Below are 16,750 nucleotides of genomic sequence, written 5' to 3'. Positions count from 1 at the left end.
AGGTATTCAGACGGCCAGTTCAAAATCCTTGGGGGCATGGGTCAGGAAGCAGTAGCCGTCGCCGGTGATGACGACATCGTCTTCGATGCGTATGCCGCCATAGCCAGGGATGTAAATGCCGGGTTCGATGGTGACGACATAATTGCGCTGCAGGATGTCCTGGCAGACAGGGCTGATAAAAGGTGGTTCATGCAATTGCAGGCCAACACCGTGGCCCAATCCTGTGCTGGTGAAGGCCGCAAATTCCGAATCTCGTATGATTGCTGCCGCCGCACTGCTGACGTCGACTGCTGCCTGGCCCGCACGCAGTTGCTCAAACGCAGCCTGTTGAGCTCTTTGCACGGTACGGTATATGGCAGTCTGTTTGGCGTTGGGCTTGCCGGCGACAAAGCTGCGCGTCATGTCCGAACGATAGCCATTGATGACAGCACCAAAGTCGATGACAACCAGATCGCCATGGCGCAATGACAGGTTTGACGGTATGCAATGTGGCAATGCCGAACGCGCACCGAAACCGACTATGCTGGGAAAAGACAGGGCTTCTGCCCCCAGTTTTTGCATCCGGTATTCCAGCTCTACGGCAAAATCGCGCTCAGTAACGCCTATGGTCAGCAGCGGCAGGCTGTCGCGTAAGGCCTGGTCGGCGATGGCGGCTGCCATGCTGATCTGGGAGATTTCCCAGTCGTCCTTGATCTTGCGTAATTCTTCCACCAGCCCCACACAGGCAGGGCAGTTGATTGCAGGCAGGTCAAGCTGTATGGCCGCCCACGCCTGCACGCTGATATGTGCTGTTTCAAATGCGCATGTGGTGATGTGTTCCTGTTCCAACAATTGCCGGATGGCCTGGCCCAGGCTTTGTCTGTCGCGGTTACGGCAAATGACCTGGCTATTGATACATTCTTCCAGCGCCTGTTCGACAAAACGGTAGTCAGTGATCAGGTAAACATGCTCTGCGGTGATCAGGCCACAGGCGGCCTCACCTGAATAATTGGCGAGATAGCGCAGGTTGTCGAGTGAAAATACCAGCAGGCAATCATGTCCGTCAGTGATCATTTGCTGACGCAGTTTGGCCAGTCTTTGTTCGTACTGTGCTTTCATCTGAAGATAAAACCTTCTTTTAACGGGTCTTCCGGATCGATGAAGAAACTGTTGCGACCGGTGACGTGGGCGCTGCCTTCCACTCGCGGGATGATAGCCTGGTGAAAGCCGAAACTTTGCGGGTGATAGACACTGACCTTGAACTGGCTGCCGATGATGCTTTCTATGGTGATGCTCTGGCCCAGGCGTAATTGCCCATTTGCATACAGGATGGCAGCCTGACCGGAGACGCCGCTGCCGGTCGGGCTGCGGTCGAGTTCGCCATCGGCAAAGACGCAGACATTCCTGCTGTGTACGCCCGGCGTACTGGATGGGGCAGAAAAAATGGTGCCGTATAAAAAACCCAGGTCCGGGTCGTATGGATGCTGTATGGGCAGGCTGGCCTGTACTGCAGCCTTGATGCGGCGACCGGTGGCGATGATGTGTTTGTAGTTGCTGGCATCAAGTGACAGGCCTATGTCAGTTGCATCAACATAGGCATAGTAGGCTCCACCGTAGGCCAGATTCAGCCTGACCATGCCCAGACCATCCACATGCACACTGGCATTGCGGGTTGCTACAAAGGAAGGGACATTATCGAAATAGGTGCGTGTGACTTTGCCGTTGTCGGTTTCAGCATAGGCGGTGATTTGCCCGGCTGGCACATCTATCTTCAGCATGGTCAGTGGCCCTGTACATTCCACGGCACCGGATTCGATGGCGACACGTGTAAGGGCAATGATGGCGTGACCGCACATGGTGCTGTAACCCTCGTTGTGCATGAACACCGCACCGAAGTCGCTATCTTCCCTTTCTGCTGCCACGATCAGGCAGCCATACATATCGGCATGGCCGCGTGGTTCAAACATCAGGCTGGTGCGCAGGTGATCATAGTATTGCTTGCAGTAGGCGCGTTTGTCCATGATGCGTTTGCCCGGTAATACCGGAAAACCTGAAGTGATGATGCGCAAGGGCTCGCCACCGGTATGACAGTCCAGGCTATTGATCTGCAATACCTGTTGCGACGGCTTCCAGTTGGCAAAGGCATTGATTCTGACGGCCTGCTTTACCGCATGTTTTTTTTCATCTGCATTGACATCCTGGTGTGGTTTTTTTGCTGCGCTGTACATGCATGCTCCTGCCATAAAAGCGCCAGCTTAGTGAGCATGCCAGGTACTGTCTTGACGGTTTACAAGCCCTCTTTCATCGAAATTGGCACAGCCTGAGCGGCCAGTGTTTTTGCTGAAAATTTCAGCAAAAAGTATACGTATATTTAAAATATATTTATGATATATTTAAAAATGACACTGCATTTCTGGGTGTCATGCATAAAAAAAATAGCGCGGAAAGTGTTTGCGTTTCTGTTTGTACGGTGAAGTTTTCCGTTACTCAAGCAACGCAATTTGCCGGGTAATCTGGACGGCCCTGTCCCAGGTACTTCAATCGGCCTGGCCCGGGTCATGTATAGATTTTTTCCCCATATTAATCAAGGCACGATGACTGGCGGTAATCAATTCGCCTTTAAAAAAACAAATGATGAAATCCATTCCGGAGCAGACAAAATGAAAGAAAAAGTGTTATCTCATTCGCTAAGAATGATGTCTATCAGTGGCATGAGCCTCGCCCTGATCAGTGGCGTTCAGGCGCAGGACAACAGGACCGACAATGCTGCCATGCAGCGTGTGGAAGTGACCGGCTCTTCAATCAAGAGGATCAATCAGGAAACCGCTTTACCGGTGCAAACCCTGACACGTGCAGATATAGAAAAAAGTGGTGCGACCAATGTCGAAAGCCTGATCGCAGCCTTGCCCAGCATGCAGGGTTTTGCCACCGCCAACCAGACCATCAATGGCGGTGGTGGTGGTTTGCAGACCGCATCCATCCATAACATCGGTGCTGCCTATACCCTGGTGCTGCTGAACGGCCACAGGCTGGCTTCGTATGGTGCAGGCAGTACGGTCAACCTGGCCAGTATTCCCTTGTCAGCTGTGGAACGGGTAGAAATTCTTACTGACGGGGCGTCTACCTTGTATGGCTCGGATGCGATTGCCGGTGTGGTCAACTTCATCCTGCGCAAGAACCAGACGGATGCCGCCATTGACGTCAGCTATGCCAGGCCACAGGAGTCTGGCGGCAAGTCCTACAGGATAGGTTTGTCCAAGGGTTTTGGCGAGCTTGAAAAAGATGGCTATAACGTTTTACTGTCATATAGCCATGACGAACAGAGCATGCTTAACGCGGGTCAACGTTCGTTTGCTGATACGGGCGTCAGACGGTTTTCAGCGAATGGAAAAAATTATGCGACCTGGTTCCTGTCAGATAATTCCAGCCCCGCCATTGCGCAACTGAACTTCAAGAACGGTGCTGATCCCATCCTGTTTTCACCGAGCTACCTGAAAGACAAGACTTGCGCGCCGAATACCTTCCAAGTGGAAAATCGCTGCCGTTTTGACTATGCGTCGACTGTCCAACTTATACCTGAGTCCAAACGCGACAGCCTGTTTTCTTCGCTGAATTACAGGCTCAATAGCGATACTAATTTATTTGCAGAAGCAGTGGTTTCCAACTTCAAACAGACTGGTCGCTATGCGCCAGCAGCCCAGCCTTTGAGCCTGGGCCTGGACAGCGCTCTGTTTGCCAAATACGTGACACCTTATTTGGGCACGCTGGGTGTCAATCCGGCCGATCTTGATTCAGCACGCATGCGCTTGCGGATATCAGATGCAGGTGGGCGCAACACCGCATACACGACCGAAGCACAGCATCTGGTGCTGGGTGCTGACGGCAATGCATTTGGTTTTGATTACAACCTGTCGTATACGCATTCCATTTCCAAACGTAGCCGTGACTTCGCTGGCGGCTTTCTGAGCAAGGATAAATTCTATGCCATCGTTGACAGTGGCAAGTATGATCCATTCGCCCCCGCCGGTTCTTCGAGTGCGATTCTGGCGCCGGCAGTCCTGCATGAAAACTGGTCCAGTTCAAAAAGCACACTTGATGTACTGAGTCTGCGTGGTTCACGTGAACTATTCCAGCTGGGTGGCGGCAAGTCGCAACTGGGCCTGGGTGCGGACTTCAGCAAGCAGCGCTATGACTATTTTGCCACACCGATAGGAATGGGTACCAACGCCCTGCAACCAAATTACACGGATGCACCGCTGGGCGATTCTCCAGGTGATTTGCCGATTGCCGCCAGCCGCAAAAACTGGGGCAGCTTTGCTGAGCTTTTGCTGCCAGTCAGCAAGCAATTCGACGTCACGGCCGCCCTGCGCTACGATGATTATAGTGCTGTCACCAATAGTGCGAATTTTGATGAGCAGGGCAAACCGATTGCCTCGGCCACCCAGGGTAACAAGGCAGACAAGCTGACTTACAAACTGTCAGCAGCCTACCGTGCATTCGATAATCTCCTCTTGCGCGGCTCGTATGGCACCGGCTTCAAGATGGCCAGCATGAGTGACATCACTTCGCCGCTGACACATAGCGGCAATACCGGTGGCACCTATCCCTGCCCGGTCAAGGCGCCTGATCCGCGTGCTGTCAACTGCATGGGAGCCACGCAATATGATGTGCTGACCGGTGGCAATCGTTTGACAGGTGAAAACGGCTTGAAGCCAGAAGAATCGAAGCAGGCTACCTTGGGCATGCGTCTGGAACCGCTGAGCAATCTGTCGCTGGGTTTCGATTTGTGGGACGTGAAGATGGAGAATCAGATCGCCCAGTTGCCAGAAGCACTGGTGTTCGGACATCCGGAACGTTATCAGAACCTGTTTTCGACTTTTTACGAACAAGGGCAGGGCGGCAATATTCTGGTTGGTACCCTGCCCTCCTACAATATCGCCAGCGCGCACTACCGTGGCATAGACTGGGACCATAATTTCAAGACCAGCACCCCCCTAGGCAAGCTCAACGTCAACTGGACTGGCACCTATCTGCTGATGTCCGATCTTGATATCCCTGGCAGCCCCACTGTACATAGTGTAGGTCGCTATGACGAAAACAATGCTGTGGCTTTCCGTATCATCAGCAAATTGGTGGCGACCCTGAAGACTTCCGACATGTTCAGTCACACCCTGAGCATGAATTACCGCTCTGGCTATCACGATGCCTCCGCTTCAGTGCGTGAAGTGAATGCCAATGGCAGCTTTGGCGATTTTGTTACGGTCAAGCGTGATGTGGCGTCTTACACGACTTTCAACTGGCAAACCCGGGTGCAATTGCAAAAGAAAATGGCATTGAGCTTTGGTATACACAACCTGTTCAACGTCAATCCACCGTTGTCATTGAAAGAAGGCAACGGTGATCAGGTCGGTTATGACGGTCGTTATACCGATGCGCTGGGCCGTACTTTTTACATGACAGGTTCGTACAGTTTTTAATCAGTGTACTGGCCTTTAATGTGGCAGGTTGAAATAGGCATAAGCCAGGGCAGCTACTACACAAAAAAATAATATCCAGCCCAGTGGAAAAGGTTTGTTATTGCTGCCGGGCTGGCCTGTTTTACCTTGGACACTGCGCCTGCCTTCAGCAGGCCTGGTGGCCGACTTGAGCCCCGCTCCCTCCATTTGCGCTGTCATCAGGGCGAGAATGGGGGCGGGGTCCAGTTTCAGCAATTTCGCATAGGCGCGTGCGAAACCTTTGACTATCGCTGCCTCTGGCAGGGCAGGATAGTCGTCTTTTTCCAGCGCCGTGATCTGGCGCGTTGACATCTTCAACTGCGCAGCGACCTGCTCAACCGTCCAGCCCATCGCGCTACGACCTGCCGCCAGCTTGGCGCCAGGTGAGGCAGCCAGCCTTTCCACCTCGGCATCTAGCAAGTCACTGGCAATGGGTTGTCCCAGACGGGATTCAATTAATTGCTGATAATGAAATGTTCCCGTCACTTCTGGCGGGGGCAATTCTCGTCGTTCAGAATCACTCATTTCCTCAGGCCTCTATATAAATGCTAGTTTCATAAAATAAAGCGGAATGCAAATAGTTGCATATATCTTCATGCTTTGCAGCAACTGATTGTCATCTGGCCTGGCATGGAGTTTGCGTTCAGCCAAAATGTTGGTACTAATGGACTGTAATAGTGAAGATTGAAGTGCCTGCCATGTGCGTGAATATCATGGCAGCGTTACAAGTGCTCGCAACAGCTGCGCTTATTTGTTGGCACCTTGTTTTGCCCTGATTCACTGGGTGTCCTTCACTCTCGATTTCATTGCTACAGTCCGCTACTAACAAAATTTGTCTGCTTTTTGTCGATAATTGTCAGCTTATTACCTGATTGGCATTTTTGTCGCAGGCTTGCACGATTCTGCCCGGCAAAGCCGGAAACTTGCACTCCTCAGGTCGCCGATTCGATGATAATCGGGTAAGCTGCTAGCCCATGGCAAGATTTCAACTTGTTCCCGGTTCAGGAGAAACTGCGGATGCTGTTCGGCAGTTTGTGCCGTCATCATGCCGTAGCAATTTTGCCTAAACCTTGTTGATAATAACCTCACACTTATTTCAAAATAGGCCAAGAGAAAAAGCACTGTCGTAAGATTATCTCAAACTGCTTGTGCAGGATACATTTTTTACAGTCGAAACAAAATGGTTTGGAGTGCCACTAATGATAAAGATTGTCGTCGTTTCTTATAATAATGAAGCACCTGCCGAACAAAGCGCCGCTGTATTTGGCCCGGAGCCGGCAAGCATAGGGAGAAACGTAGAAAATTTCCTGGTTCTGCCTGACCCCAAACATCTGGTTTCACGTACCCAGGCCAAGGCATGGAGTACTGGCGGCCAGCATTTTGTCAGCAATTTGAGTGCTGCCAACCCTATCCTGGTGAATGGCAAAGAAATCGAAGCGGAAGTGGCAACAGAAATTCATCCGGGTGATCAGTTGCAGATAGGTTTGTATTTGTTGAGAGCAGAAGCGATAGATGGCGAGACAGGAGATGTCTTGCAAGTCCCCATGGAGTCGACGCTGAATTCGACTGCTGATCCAGACACCGACGCCATGAAAGAAAACACTCAACCTCCGGCAAGGTTGATTCCTGGCCGTATCAATCCCAGGCCGCAACCGCCGCAATTCTTGTTGCGCCCTGAGGTTGTCAGTCAAAAGACCACCGATGCAGCTGCCGACAAGACCAACAATGAAGCCGTGCCTGTCACTACGGTCGCCGATGAGCCGTCTGTGCAGCCGGGAGCAGGTGCAGCAGCCAAGCCGCTCAGCAATGCCAATGAACTGGTACAGGCCTTTTTGCAAGGGGCTGGCTTACAACAGGTTAACCTGGCATCTGGCCTGACCGTGGAATTGATGGAAACACTCGGTAAATTCATGGCCAGTTCGGTCAAGGGAGCAATGGATGAGCTGTCTCAGCGGGCCTTGCTCAAGCGCGAAGTGAAAGCAGAAGTAACGATGGTTGTGTTAAGAGAAAACAATCCCTTAAAATTTTTCCCTGACAGCAAAACCGTCCTTACCCAGATGCTGCGTAAAAAGATGCCAGGTTTTATGGCACCCGCAGAAGCAATCGAAGATGCATTTTTTGACATACGCACCCACCAGATGGGGGTGGCTGCCGGTACGCGTGCGGTAACAGAATCCATCCTGAAAACCTTGCAGCCTGCCAGTGTCGAAGCACATCTGGGTGCGCCCGGATTGCTGGACCAGATTAATCCCGCGCGGCGCAAAGCTGCCATGTGGGATCAATTTAGTGAATTATTTGATACTATTTCTGCTGGCAAGAAAGATGAGTTCCAGTCGCTGTTTGGAAAGGAATTCCTCCTTGCTTATGAGAAAGAAGTTGAAAAAGCAGAATTAAACCGCTAGTTTTTTGTGCAAACTTATATCACCCATTACAAATGCATCTGGATACTGCGCAGTTTACTGCCATAGGCACAAGAGAAACCAACGAAGATGCACTGGCGTGGGCGTATGAGGATGAGCTCGCCTGTTTTGTGCTGGCTGACGGTACCGGTGGCCATGCCGGTGGTGAACTGGCAGCCCAGGTGGCGATTGATGCCATCATGGAGAAATTTGTGCAGGATGCTTCTTTCAGTGCCCGTGCACTGCGTTCTTACCTTGAATGGGCGATCGTCAAAGTCGCTGAAAGCAAACGCATCAGCGGCGCCCAAAAACTGATGAGTACCACCATCGCTACGGTACTGATAGACCAGAGCAATCGCTCAGCCCTGTGGGCGCACATGGGTGACACCCGGATTTACCAGTTTCGCCAGGGGCGTATCAAGGCGGTTTCCAAGGATCACAGCCAGGCTCAGCGCCTGGTTGACGCCGGTTGCGCCGACTATGCTTATATACGCCGCCATCCCCAGCGCAATATGCTGTTTGCCGCCATCGGTGCAGAAGGTGAAAGCAGCCCCGAAGTGACGGCAGAAGCCATAGAATTACGTGACGGCGATGCTTTTCTCATGTGTACCGATGGGTTTTGGGAATGGGTACACGAGCATGAAATGGAATTTTGCCTGGCGACGGCTGGCAGCAGTGAGGCCTGGTTGAGTAAAATGAACGCCATCGCAGAAAAAAATATTAGTACGTCAAAAGCAATTAACAGGGATAATTTCTCAGCTTTTGCCATTTGCGTGCATGAAGACGCGGTAAAAAACTGAAATCATGGAAGATCGCGGCTGCAAATGACGCCGGGTTTTCCCGTCCCGAATAGAATTTGAGCAAATACTGTTGTACCAGAACACTTATCCGAGTAAGCCTTGAACACTGAACCTATACTCGCCACTGAAGCACCAGCCACGTTCCTGACAGCTACCGAGAACAGTCTCGCTATCGGTACGCGGCTCAATGACTTTGAAATTACCGGCGTCCTCGGTGAGGGAGGCTTTGGCATTGTGTATCTGGCTTTTGATCATTCCCTGCAACGCACAGTCGCCATCAAGGAATACATGCCCGGTGCACTGGCTGGTCGCTCGGCAGATACCAGTGTGATCCTGAGGTCAGAGCGCCATAAGGCTACATTTGAAGCTGGCCTGAAGAGCTTCATCAATGAAGCGCGCCTGCTGGCCCAGTTTGATCATCCCTCACTGGTCAAGGTTTACCGTTTCTGGGAAGAAAACCGGACTGCCTACATGGTGATGCGCCATTACGATGGTCATACCCTGAAAGAAATCGTCAACAAACGCCCCAAACTGGTCACTGAAGCCTGGCTGAAGTTTATCTTCAAGCAGATACTCGAAGCACTTGATACCCTGTACAAATCCAAGATACTGCACAGGGATATATCGCCGGACAATATCATTGTGCAGAAAAACGGCGTGGCGGTTTTGCTCGATTTTGGTTCTGCCCGCCAGATCATCGGTGACATGACCCAGGGACTGACGGTGATATTGAAACCCGGTTATGCGCCCGTAGAGCAATATTCCGACGATACTGAACAGCAACAGGGTTCATGGACGGATATTTATTCGTTGGCAGCGGTCATGTATTTTTCCATCATGAAGACGCCGCCGCCGATTTCGGTCGGCCGTGTCGTCAGGGACACCATGCTACCCTTGCAGGACGGTGACCATCCTGGTTTCAGCGCAAAATTTCTCAAGGGTATAGACCAGGCGCTGGCGATACAGCCACAGGACAGGCCGCAAAGCATAGAAGAATTCCGCATCCTGCTGGGCATCAGCGCCTTTACTTCGACCCGCAAGTCGCGTAAAGGCAAGGATGAACATAGCGCGAACATGCAGGCTGAGAATGGTGACGCCGCAAAAGTGGTCACGGTCAGAAATCCTGACGGTAGCAAGAGCAGGACAATGGTGCAGGGTGAGGAAAAAGAGGTCGATGCAAGTGGTGAAAGCAGGGATAAATCACGGTTCTCGCCCTTGCTGGTCATAGGCAGCATAGCTGCTACGGTGATGGTAGCCGCGGCGCTGTATTTTTCTACGCATCAGTTCAGCAAGAACCCTGCCTTGACTGAACCGGTCGCCACCGGGCTGGCGGCAAGCCGACCTGCCGGGCCAGCGGCCAGTCCTGCCAGCAGTCAGGTGGATATATCTGCCTCCAAGGCAGCTGACGCCGTGCCGCTAGCGGCTGCCACTGCGTCGACCGTGGCGGCAACCGAGCCTGAAAATAAGTCTGACAGCAAGTCTGAGCAGGAAAAACTGGCCTGGGACAAATTGAAAGATGATGCCAATGTTACGCCTGAAGCGCTGAATGCTTATCTTAAACAATATCCCGCTGGCAAATTTGCCGAGGCGGCGCAGGCGCGATTGAAGGAGGCCAACCAGGCCAAGGCCGCAGCCGCAGCTGAAAAAGCGCAGAACAAGTTGAGCCTGAAACTGGCCATCAAACCCTGGGGAACTGTGTTTGTGGATGGCATACAGCATGGTGCCAGCCCGCCACTGAAACAGATCAGTCTGGCGACAGGAAAGCATAAGATCAGGGTCACGAATCCCGGCTTTCCTGATTTCGTCACCGAAGTGGATGCAGGGAAAAGTAATTCTGCGACCATAGAATATGATTTCACGAATAAAGCGCAAGAAAAATGAAGAAGCTATTTAAACCTGCATCGGTCACCAGTCTGGTGATGGTATGCGCCGTATTGCTCGGCTGCGAAACACCGCCCAAGCAGGCACCCGCACCCAAGCCCGTCGTCAAAGCCAAGGAAGCGCCGCCACCAGCGCCACCGCCAGCACCTGTCGAGCCTGCCGTTCCTGTGGTCAGTCCTGATGTACAGGCCCTGAAAGATGGTACCGCCCTGTATGACGGTGGTGATTACAATGGCGCGATCAAGAAGCTGTCAGGTGCCGGTGACATCTGGAATGGCCATAACAAGGACGTGCAGATCAGTGCGCTGAAGATCATGGCTTTCAGTTATTGCGTCACTTCCAGGACACAGTTATGCCGTCAGCAATTCGACAAAGCCCTGAAGCTGGACCCGAGTTTCAGCCTTTCGGCCGCTGAAATTGGCCACCCTGTCTGGGGTCCGGTATTCCTGAAATCCAAGAATGCTGTCAAGGCACCAGCACCCGTCAAGAAAAAAGACAGCACTGCGGTAAGCAAATAAGCAGTAAGTGAGCACCTGCTACCGACATTCTGTATGCCGGTAGCAGGTGTCAATGCTGACCGAATGGCGCATCGACCGCATGGCTCTGCCCGGTGAACCAGCGCGGACCTTGTTCTGTCATATAGAAATGATCTTCCAGGCGTATGCCAAATTCGCCTTCGATGCAGATCATCGGTTCATTGCTGAAGCACATACCGGCCGCCAGCGGACGCTGGTTACCCTTGACCAGGTAAGTCCATTCATGAATGTCCAGTCCTATGCCATGACCGGTACGGTGTGGCAGACCAGGCAACTGGTAGTCGGGGCCAAAGCCGGCTGCTGCCAGGACTTTTCTGGCGGCTGCATCCACCTGTTCGCAGGGCACCCCGATTTGGGCGGCATCAAAGGCAGCAGCCTGGGCGGCTTTTTCCAGTTCCCAGACATCTCTTTGCCTTTGCGTGGGTTGGCCAAAGACATAGCTGCGGGTAATGTCAGAGTTGTAGCCATGCAGTTTGCAGCCGGTATCGATCAGGACCATATCGCCTTCACGCAGGAACTGTTCACCATCCGGGCCATGTGGTATGGCGGTTGGCATACCAAAACTGACGATGCAAAAAGTCGAGGCGCTGCCACCATAGGCGCGATGGGCCTGGTCGATGAATTGCGTTACTTCAAATGAAGAGATACCTTCGTGCAGGATCTTTGCTGCTTTCTTTTGCACTTCCAGCGTGATGTTTTTGACTTTTTGCATCAGTGCCAGTTCGGTGGCTGATTTGTGCATGCGGCATTCGGCCGTGATGCGGCTACCATTGATGATCTGTGCCAACGGCAGCGCCTGACGCAAGCCGTCGAAAATGAAGAAAGCCGCACTCTCATCAAGTGCGATGGTCTTTGCCGGATTTCTGTCGCCCAGCAGGCAGCGCCTGATCAACAGGCAGGGATCATCTTCTTCCTGCCACAGACGGATATCAGCACTGTCGCCCAGGGTCTCGCGCAGTTTGGATTCTTCGAAGCCGGGGCAGACATAGATCAGTCGGGCGTCAGGTGTCAGTATTGCTGCGGTCAGGCGTTCACTTGGGTACCAGCGCAGTCCAGTGAAATAATACAGGCTGCTGCCGGCAGTCAGTATCATCGCGTCAACGGCGTTTTCCTGCATCAGCCTGGCGGCTTTTTCCACACGACTGCGGCGTTCATCATTACTGATCGGTTGCACATCTGTCATGTCGGCCTGTATGCCTGCCAGTTCCACGGCTGCACTGGAGCCACCTATACCTGAACTCATAAACCATTCCTTTATTAACTTTACTCTGTCAGCTTAGTATAAATAAACTGCTCAGTCTGGATGATTTCTGCCTGGTGGCATGACGAAATTGGCATAGCCTTTTGATGAAAGAGGGGCAGGAAATAAAAAATCCCTGCCAGCGGTGCACTGGCAGGGATGGTCTATCAGGGTTTGTTGATCAGTTTTTTATTGTAGTACTGCCTGCATGGATCAAAATCCTGGTCAAAGTTCCGATCAGAACTTGTGTTCCAGTGACACTTTCAACACCCGGCCACGCAAAGGCAGTGGACCGCCGGGGCGCATCTGCATGACGGTATCGCGACCAAAGGCATTGAACAGATTCATCGATACTGAGGTGTTTTTCCAACCCTTGTAATTGAGCGAGAAATCCACTGTCGTATCAGCCGCGATCTTGCACTGGTCTGCCGAGACGCCACGATCATTACAGCCTTCCGTTGTATTGGCGCTGTCGAGGTCACCCCAGCTCAGTGTTGTGCCGCTGGTGTAATAGATGCGTGTACCAGCGGTCCAGTCACCGGTATCCCAGCTGACTTTGCCGACTGCATGTATTTTAGGCACGCCGCGACGACCGACATAGTTTTCACTGTAGTCATTGGTGAAAGAACTCCAGCTGCGGTAGTCAAGCTGGTAATTCATTTCCAGACCAGTATTGAGTTTCCCCCAGCTGCCGAGATTCCATTTGCTGTTGACATCCACATCCACGCCGGCGACCTTGGTCTTGGTCAGGTTGGCATATTGCGCACCGATGGTGGCGATAGGCCCAACCGTAAAGCCAAGCGGCTTTCCAGCCAGTTCACTGGCTCTTTGGGCCAGTTCTATATCTTGCGAAGTAATGACACCGCGTTCGACCAGACCGGCTTTTTTGTCTTCATTGGCGAGGGTTTCATCAACACCGAGTACCGAGATTTCGTCACGGCGTTTGATGTTGTAATAGTCTACGGTGACACTGGTGTCCTTGGTCACCTGCAAGACCAGGCCCAGGGTGTAGCTATTGGATTTTTCCGGTTTCAGGTCTTTGTTCGGCAATACCCGTGCCGGGAAACTGACTGAGCAGCCAAGGTTGTATGCCAGGCTGGCGTTAGACTGGTCAATGGCATTTCCCTTTTTCAAGGCATCAGACATCTGGGTGCCCATGGCGCAGCGTTTGGGATCAAGATAACCGTTATTAAACCAGGAGGCGCCGCCATTGCCGGTTTCTGGCAAGCTCGGTGCGCGGAAGCCTTCTGCCGCAGTACCACGCAGCATGAGGAAGTCAGTTGCCTTGTAGGACAGGCCCAGCTTGGGCACGACCGCAGCCTCGGTCTTGCCGGATTTATCTGCACGCAGGGCAAAACTGCCTTCAAGCTGTTTGGTGAATGGTGCATTCAGCTCGGCAAAGGCAGCGGCTACATTGCGCGATCCCTGGATGGACACACCGCTGAATTGCACAATCTGCGCATTCAATACATTGTCGCTGCTGGCTTGTTCAAAGCTTTCGTGACGTATGTCAAAGCCAGTCGCCAGTTGCAGTGGGCCGCCGCCAAGCGCCATCAGTTCACGCGACGCCTTGAAATCGAAAAAGGTCTGGGTGGAGGTACCGTGCGAACCCATTTCCGGGAACATCTTGTCGAGCACCGATTGCGGATTGACCTGACCAAATTTGTACTCACCGTTGACGATGGCGTTGTAGTAGCCATAGCGATCACGATAAAGATGCTGTTTCTGGGTCGCGGTTGAACTCATGGTGCCGAGTGCACTGTCCCATTCCCAGCCCAGGTGGTTGCCTTCCAGGCCAACCATGACACGGTACTGCCGGGATTCACCGACGTTTTTGAACATGTCAGGATTGTCAGAGAAACGGTAGTTCAGTCCCACCGGGAATGAGTAGGGGTTGAAAGGATGACCAACCGGCAATTGCGGATCGGTGAAGTACTGCATCTCGCCCTTGATGGAGTCATACCAGGTCAGGGGCACGCCAGTGATATTGCTGCGCGGCACGGAAGTATAGTAAGTGCTTTTGGTATTCGAGAAATTGACTTCGGCAAAACCAGTCAGGTTGTCGGCGAATTTTTTCCGTCCCATGCTGAAAAAGGCGACGCGGTCAGCTGCGGGATTGGCGTCACTGTCTTTCCAGTAGTCATAGCGACACAGGCCGCCTATCAACAGCTCCGGTGCGCAACCGGGGGCTGCTGTTGTGAACGATTTGCCTGCCAGGGTCTTGTCGGCATAATTGGCCGGATAGCGTCCGGTGTAGTTGCCTGGGAAAGAACCAGTCGACAGTGCGGCACGGTCAGGATTCATTTTCAGGTACCAGTCCGGCAGCAGGGGGAAGATATCACGATCCTTGTAAGCGCCGCGATGATAGGCTTCCAGATGGGCGAAGACATTGTAGCCGTCTTTGTCGAGGTCGCCCGCACCGGCGGTGATCGATGCGGTTTGTGACTTGTTCAGGAAACTGTTGCGCAGGGACTGCTGGGCGCTGGCGTTGAGCGTGACGCCTTTATAGTCTTTGCGGGTGATGATGTTGATGACGCCTGCGACGGCATCGGATCCATAAATCGCCGAAGCACCATCTTTGAGGATTTCGACACGGTCAATGACATGGGCAGGTATAGCGTCGATATTGACGAAAGTTGCCTGCAAGCCGTCAGCGAAACCATAGCTGGACAGGCGGCGGCCATTGAGCAGGGTCAGGGTGGCTGTCAGCCCCAGGTTACGCAGCGATACGCCAGAGGCACCGCTGGCCCAGGAGTTTGCGCCGCCAAGGTCGCTGATTGCGCCATGGTCGTTATTGGTCAGGTTATCAAGGACATCCTTGACGGTATTGGCGCCGCTTTGCATGATCTCTTCGCGGGTGACGATCTGCACCGGCGAAGCAGTTTCGCTGTCGAGGCGCTTGATGTTCGAACCGGTGACCACGACTTTTTGTACCGGTGCCGGGTCTTGTGCGCAGGCGTTCTGGAATCCGCCTTGCAGGCCCATGATCGCCAGGGATACTGCCAGTGCGGATTTTTTCATTGTGGGTAATTTTTTCAAAATATGCTCCATAGTTTTTGAGGTTGCCCCCAGTCTCGCTATCCAATCCCTCGAATGAACAGCCCCCCCCATTTCGGCGTGTATTGATGACAGAAATGGATATTTGCCGGGCCTGACTCCGGTATTGGCATACCGGGTGGCCTTCTCTTTATATGATCAGAGGGCTTGGCAGCTTGATATTGGTCACCGTGCTGGCGCAGGTGTGATACCTGGTCCCTTGCCTTGATCCCCTGGCTGATTTGCAAGAAAAGTGCAGATGCAAAAAGCAGCGGGACTCAAATGTACCAATTTAAATATATTTACGGTATATTTATAAAATATATTCGGCATATTTACAACGAACTTGGCATTAAGCCTGACAAGCATTGATGTCAGCTAATTAATAAAAGGAGAAAATGAGATGCGTTTGACAATAAGGGGGGCGGTCGTCGCCGCTTCGGCGCTTTACCTGGTTGGATGTGCGAGTAATCCGCCGTCTGTACAAACTGAACAGGACAAGAAAATCCAGCAGGTACTCAGCCATGTACACCAGTGCAGCAACAGTCTGAGTCTGCGCTCACAGGCACTGAGCCATGAGCAGGAAAATCAGACTTGCCAGATGCTGGGTGTGCTTGAGAAAAAATTCCACGATATGTTTGCCACTGGCGGCAAGCCGGTCAAAGACGATTTCAACACCAGCCTGCGCGCCAATATCTATCAATCGAAAGAAGATTTCGAAAAATATGCGGGCCAGCATTTTGATATGCCAACCAATAATGGCGGCATGTACCTGGAGGGTTTGCCGGACAGGCCAGGCAACCAGGCAGAATTTGTCGCCAACCAGAGAAAAGATGGCAGCATTCACAACCTGGGTCATGAATATATCCACTATCTTGATGGTCGTTTCAATCTCTATGGTGATTTTTGCGCGAACTTGCAAGACTCGCATTCACCGCCGGAAAACTGCGCCAGGCCTGCGCCACTGACACCTTACCTGGTCTGGTGGACGGAAGGGATAGCCGAGTATGTGGCCAAAGGTACTGATAATCCTGCCGCCATCAAGGCTGCCGCCGAAAAAAGCTTTGCCCTGAGCCAGTTGTTCGATACCGGTTATGAAAGCAATAATGGTGTCACCCGGATTTATAGCTGGGGCTATCTGGCCGTGCGCTTCATGATGGAAAAGCACAGGCCGGAAGTTGAGCGTATGCTGGTGTTGACGCGTAGCGGTGATTATCCGCGTTATCAGTCTCTGGTGCGTTCATGGGGCACCAGCATGGATCAGGAATTTGCGCAATGGCTGGAAGGTCTGGTCAAACCAGCCTGACTTGTTTCATGAGGACAATCGCCAGGCAGCAGCTAGTAAATATTCGCAACTGGCGATTCTGTCATTGTCTGACTTTGT

The 16,750-nt window shown here is 52.4% G+C and carries 11 protein-coding genes; 6 read left to right on the top strand and 5 right to left on the bottom strand.

The window, feature by feature from the left end:
• Nucleotides 1-6 precede the first annotated feature (6 nt).
• Nucleotides 7-1,098: a M24 family metallopeptidase gene (locus LZ463_RS02545; RefSeq protein WP_241453526.1), complete on the bottom strand. Its 1,092-nt coding sequence runs from the start codon at nucleotides 1,096-1,098 to the stop codon at nucleotides 7-9.
• Nucleotides 1,095-2,207 carry a proline racemase family protein gene (locus LZ463_RS02540; protein ID WP_241453525.1) on the bottom strand — a complete coding sequence of 371 codons (1,113 nt, stop codon included), beginning with the start codon at nucleotides 2,205-2,207 and terminating at the stop codon, nucleotides 1,095-1,097. Before LZ463_RS02540 ends, LZ463_RS02545 begins: the two co-directional genes overlap by 4 nt.
• Before the next feature lie 432 nt (nucleotides 2,208-2,639).
• Between LZ463_RS02540 and LZ463_RS02535 the strand changes: the two genes are divergently transcribed.
• The gene (locus tag LZ463_RS02535; RefSeq protein ID WP_241453524.1) at nucleotides 2,640-5,456 is read left to right on the top strand and encodes a TonB-dependent receptor; all 2,817 of its coding nucleotides are present in this window, start codon (nucleotides 2,640-2,642) and stop codon (nucleotides 5,454-5,456) included.
• Nucleotides 5,457-5,471: 15 nt separating this feature from the next.
• On the opposite strand, the gene LZ463_RS02530 is transcribed toward LZ463_RS02535, so the two are convergent.
• Complete coding sequence (locus LZ463_RS02530) at nucleotides 5,472-5,999, bottom strand: helix-turn-helix domain-containing protein (RefSeq protein ID WP_241453522.1); 528 nt, start codon at nucleotides 5,997-5,999, stop codon at nucleotides 5,472-5,474.
• Between the two features lie 674 nt (nucleotides 6,000-6,673).
• Between LZ463_RS02530 and tagH the strand changes: the two genes are divergently transcribed.
• The 4 genes from tagH to LZ463_RS02510 all read left to right on the top strand — a co-directional run bounded on the left by tagH (nucleotide 6,674) and on the right by LZ463_RS02510 (nucleotide 11,072).
• Nucleotides 6,674-7,876: a type VI secretion system-associated FHA domain protein TagH gene (gene tagH / locus LZ463_RS02525; RefSeq protein WP_241453521.1), complete on the top strand. Its 1,203-nt coding sequence runs from the start codon at nucleotides 6,674-6,676 to the stop codon at nucleotides 7,874-7,876.
• Between the two features lie 32 nt (nucleotides 7,877-7,908).
• Nucleotides 7,909-8,673, top strand: a complete 765-nt coding sequence (locus tag LZ463_RS02520) for a PP2C family protein-serine/threonine phosphatase (RefSeq protein WP_241453520.1) — start codon at nucleotides 7,909-7,911, stop codon at nucleotides 8,671-8,673.
• Nucleotides 8,674-8,772: 99 nt separating this feature from the next.
• Nucleotides 8,773-10,554 carry a serine/threonine-protein kinase gene (locus LZ463_RS02515; RefSeq protein WP_241453517.1) on the top strand — a complete coding sequence of 594 codons (1,782 nt, stop codon included), beginning with the start codon at nucleotides 8,773-8,775 and terminating at the stop codon, nucleotides 10,552-10,554.
• On the top strand, nucleotides 10,551-11,072 hold the full coding sequence (locus tag LZ463_RS02510) for a TssQ family T6SS-associated lipoprotein (protein WP_241453509.1): 522 nt from the start codon (nucleotides 10,551-10,553) through the stop codon (nucleotides 11,070-11,072). Before LZ463_RS02515 ends, LZ463_RS02510 begins: the two co-directional genes overlap by 4 nt.
• A 49-nt stretch (nucleotides 11,073-11,121) precedes the next feature.
• Here LZ463_RS02510 and LZ463_RS02505 read toward each other — a convergent pair whose 3' ends face one another.
• Together LZ463_RS02505 and LZ463_RS02500 are read right to left on the bottom strand one after the other, a co-directional pair.
• Complete coding sequence (locus LZ463_RS02505) at nucleotides 11,122-12,333, bottom strand: M24 family metallopeptidase (protein ID WP_241453507.1); 1,212 nt, start codon at nucleotides 12,331-12,333, stop codon at nucleotides 11,122-11,124.
• Nucleotides 12,334-12,567: 234 nt separating this feature from the next.
• On the bottom strand, nucleotides 12,568-15,369 hold the full coding sequence (locus LZ463_RS02500) for a TonB-dependent receptor plug domain-containing protein (RefSeq protein ID WP_241453504.1): 2,802 nt from the start codon (nucleotides 15,367-15,369) through the stop codon (nucleotides 12,568-12,570).
• A gap of 400 nt (nucleotides 15,370-15,769) precedes the next feature.
• Here LZ463_RS02500 and LZ463_RS02495 point away from each other — a divergent pair, with 400 nt between their 5' ends.
• Entirely contained in the window at nucleotides 15,770-16,672 is a 903-nt protein-coding gene (locus LZ463_RS02495) for a collagenase (RefSeq protein ID WP_241453502.1), read from the top strand.
• The last annotated feature ends 78 nt before the right edge of the window (nucleotides 16,673-16,750 follow it).

The sequence above is a fragment of the Undibacterium paludis genome (genome assembly GCF_022568815.1).
GTDB lineage: Bacteria > Pseudomonadota > Gammaproteobacteria > Burkholderiales > Burkholderiaceae_D > Undibacterium.
This window is presented reverse-complemented; position numbering and strand designations above follow the sequence as displayed.

What these genes read in the sequence shown, in the direction of transcription:
- LZ463_RS02540 (WP_241453525.1), bottom strand. Translation starts at nt 2,207, where the DNA reads ATGTACAGCGCAGCAAAAAAACCACACCAGGATGTCAATGCAGATGAA.
- LZ463_RS02495 (WP_241453502.1), top strand. Translation starts at nt 15,770, where the DNA reads ATGCGTTTGACAATAAGGGGGGCGGTCGTCGCCGCTTCGGCGCTTTAC.
- LZ463_RS02510 (WP_241453509.1), top strand. Translation starts at nt 10,551, where the DNA reads ATGAAGAAGCTATTTAAACCTGCATCGGTCACCAGTCTGGTGATGGTA.
- LZ463_RS02545 (WP_241453526.1), bottom strand. Translation starts at nt 1,098, where the DNA reads ATGAAAGCACAGTACGAACAAAGACTGGCCAAACTGCGTCAGCAAATG.
- LZ463_RS02535 (WP_241453524.1), top strand. Translation starts at nt 2,640, where the DNA reads ATGAAAGAAAAAGTGTTATCTCATTCGCTAAGAATGATGTCTATCAGT.
- LZ463_RS02520 (WP_241453520.1), top strand. Translation starts at nt 7,909, where the DNA reads ATGCATCTGGATACTGCGCAGTTTACTGCCATAGGCACAAGAGAAACC.
- LZ463_RS02530 (WP_241453522.1), bottom strand. Translation starts at nt 5,999, where the DNA reads ATGAGTGATTCTGAACGACGAGAATTGCCCCCGCCAGAAGTGACGGGA.
- tagH (WP_241453521.1), top strand. Translation starts at nt 6,674, where the DNA reads ATGATAAAGATTGTCGTCGTTTCTTATAATAATGAAGCACCTGCCGAA.
- LZ463_RS02505 (WP_241453507.1), bottom strand. Translation starts at nt 12,333, where the DNA reads ATGAGTTCAGGTATAGGTGGCTCCAGTGCAGCCGTGGAACTGGCAGGC.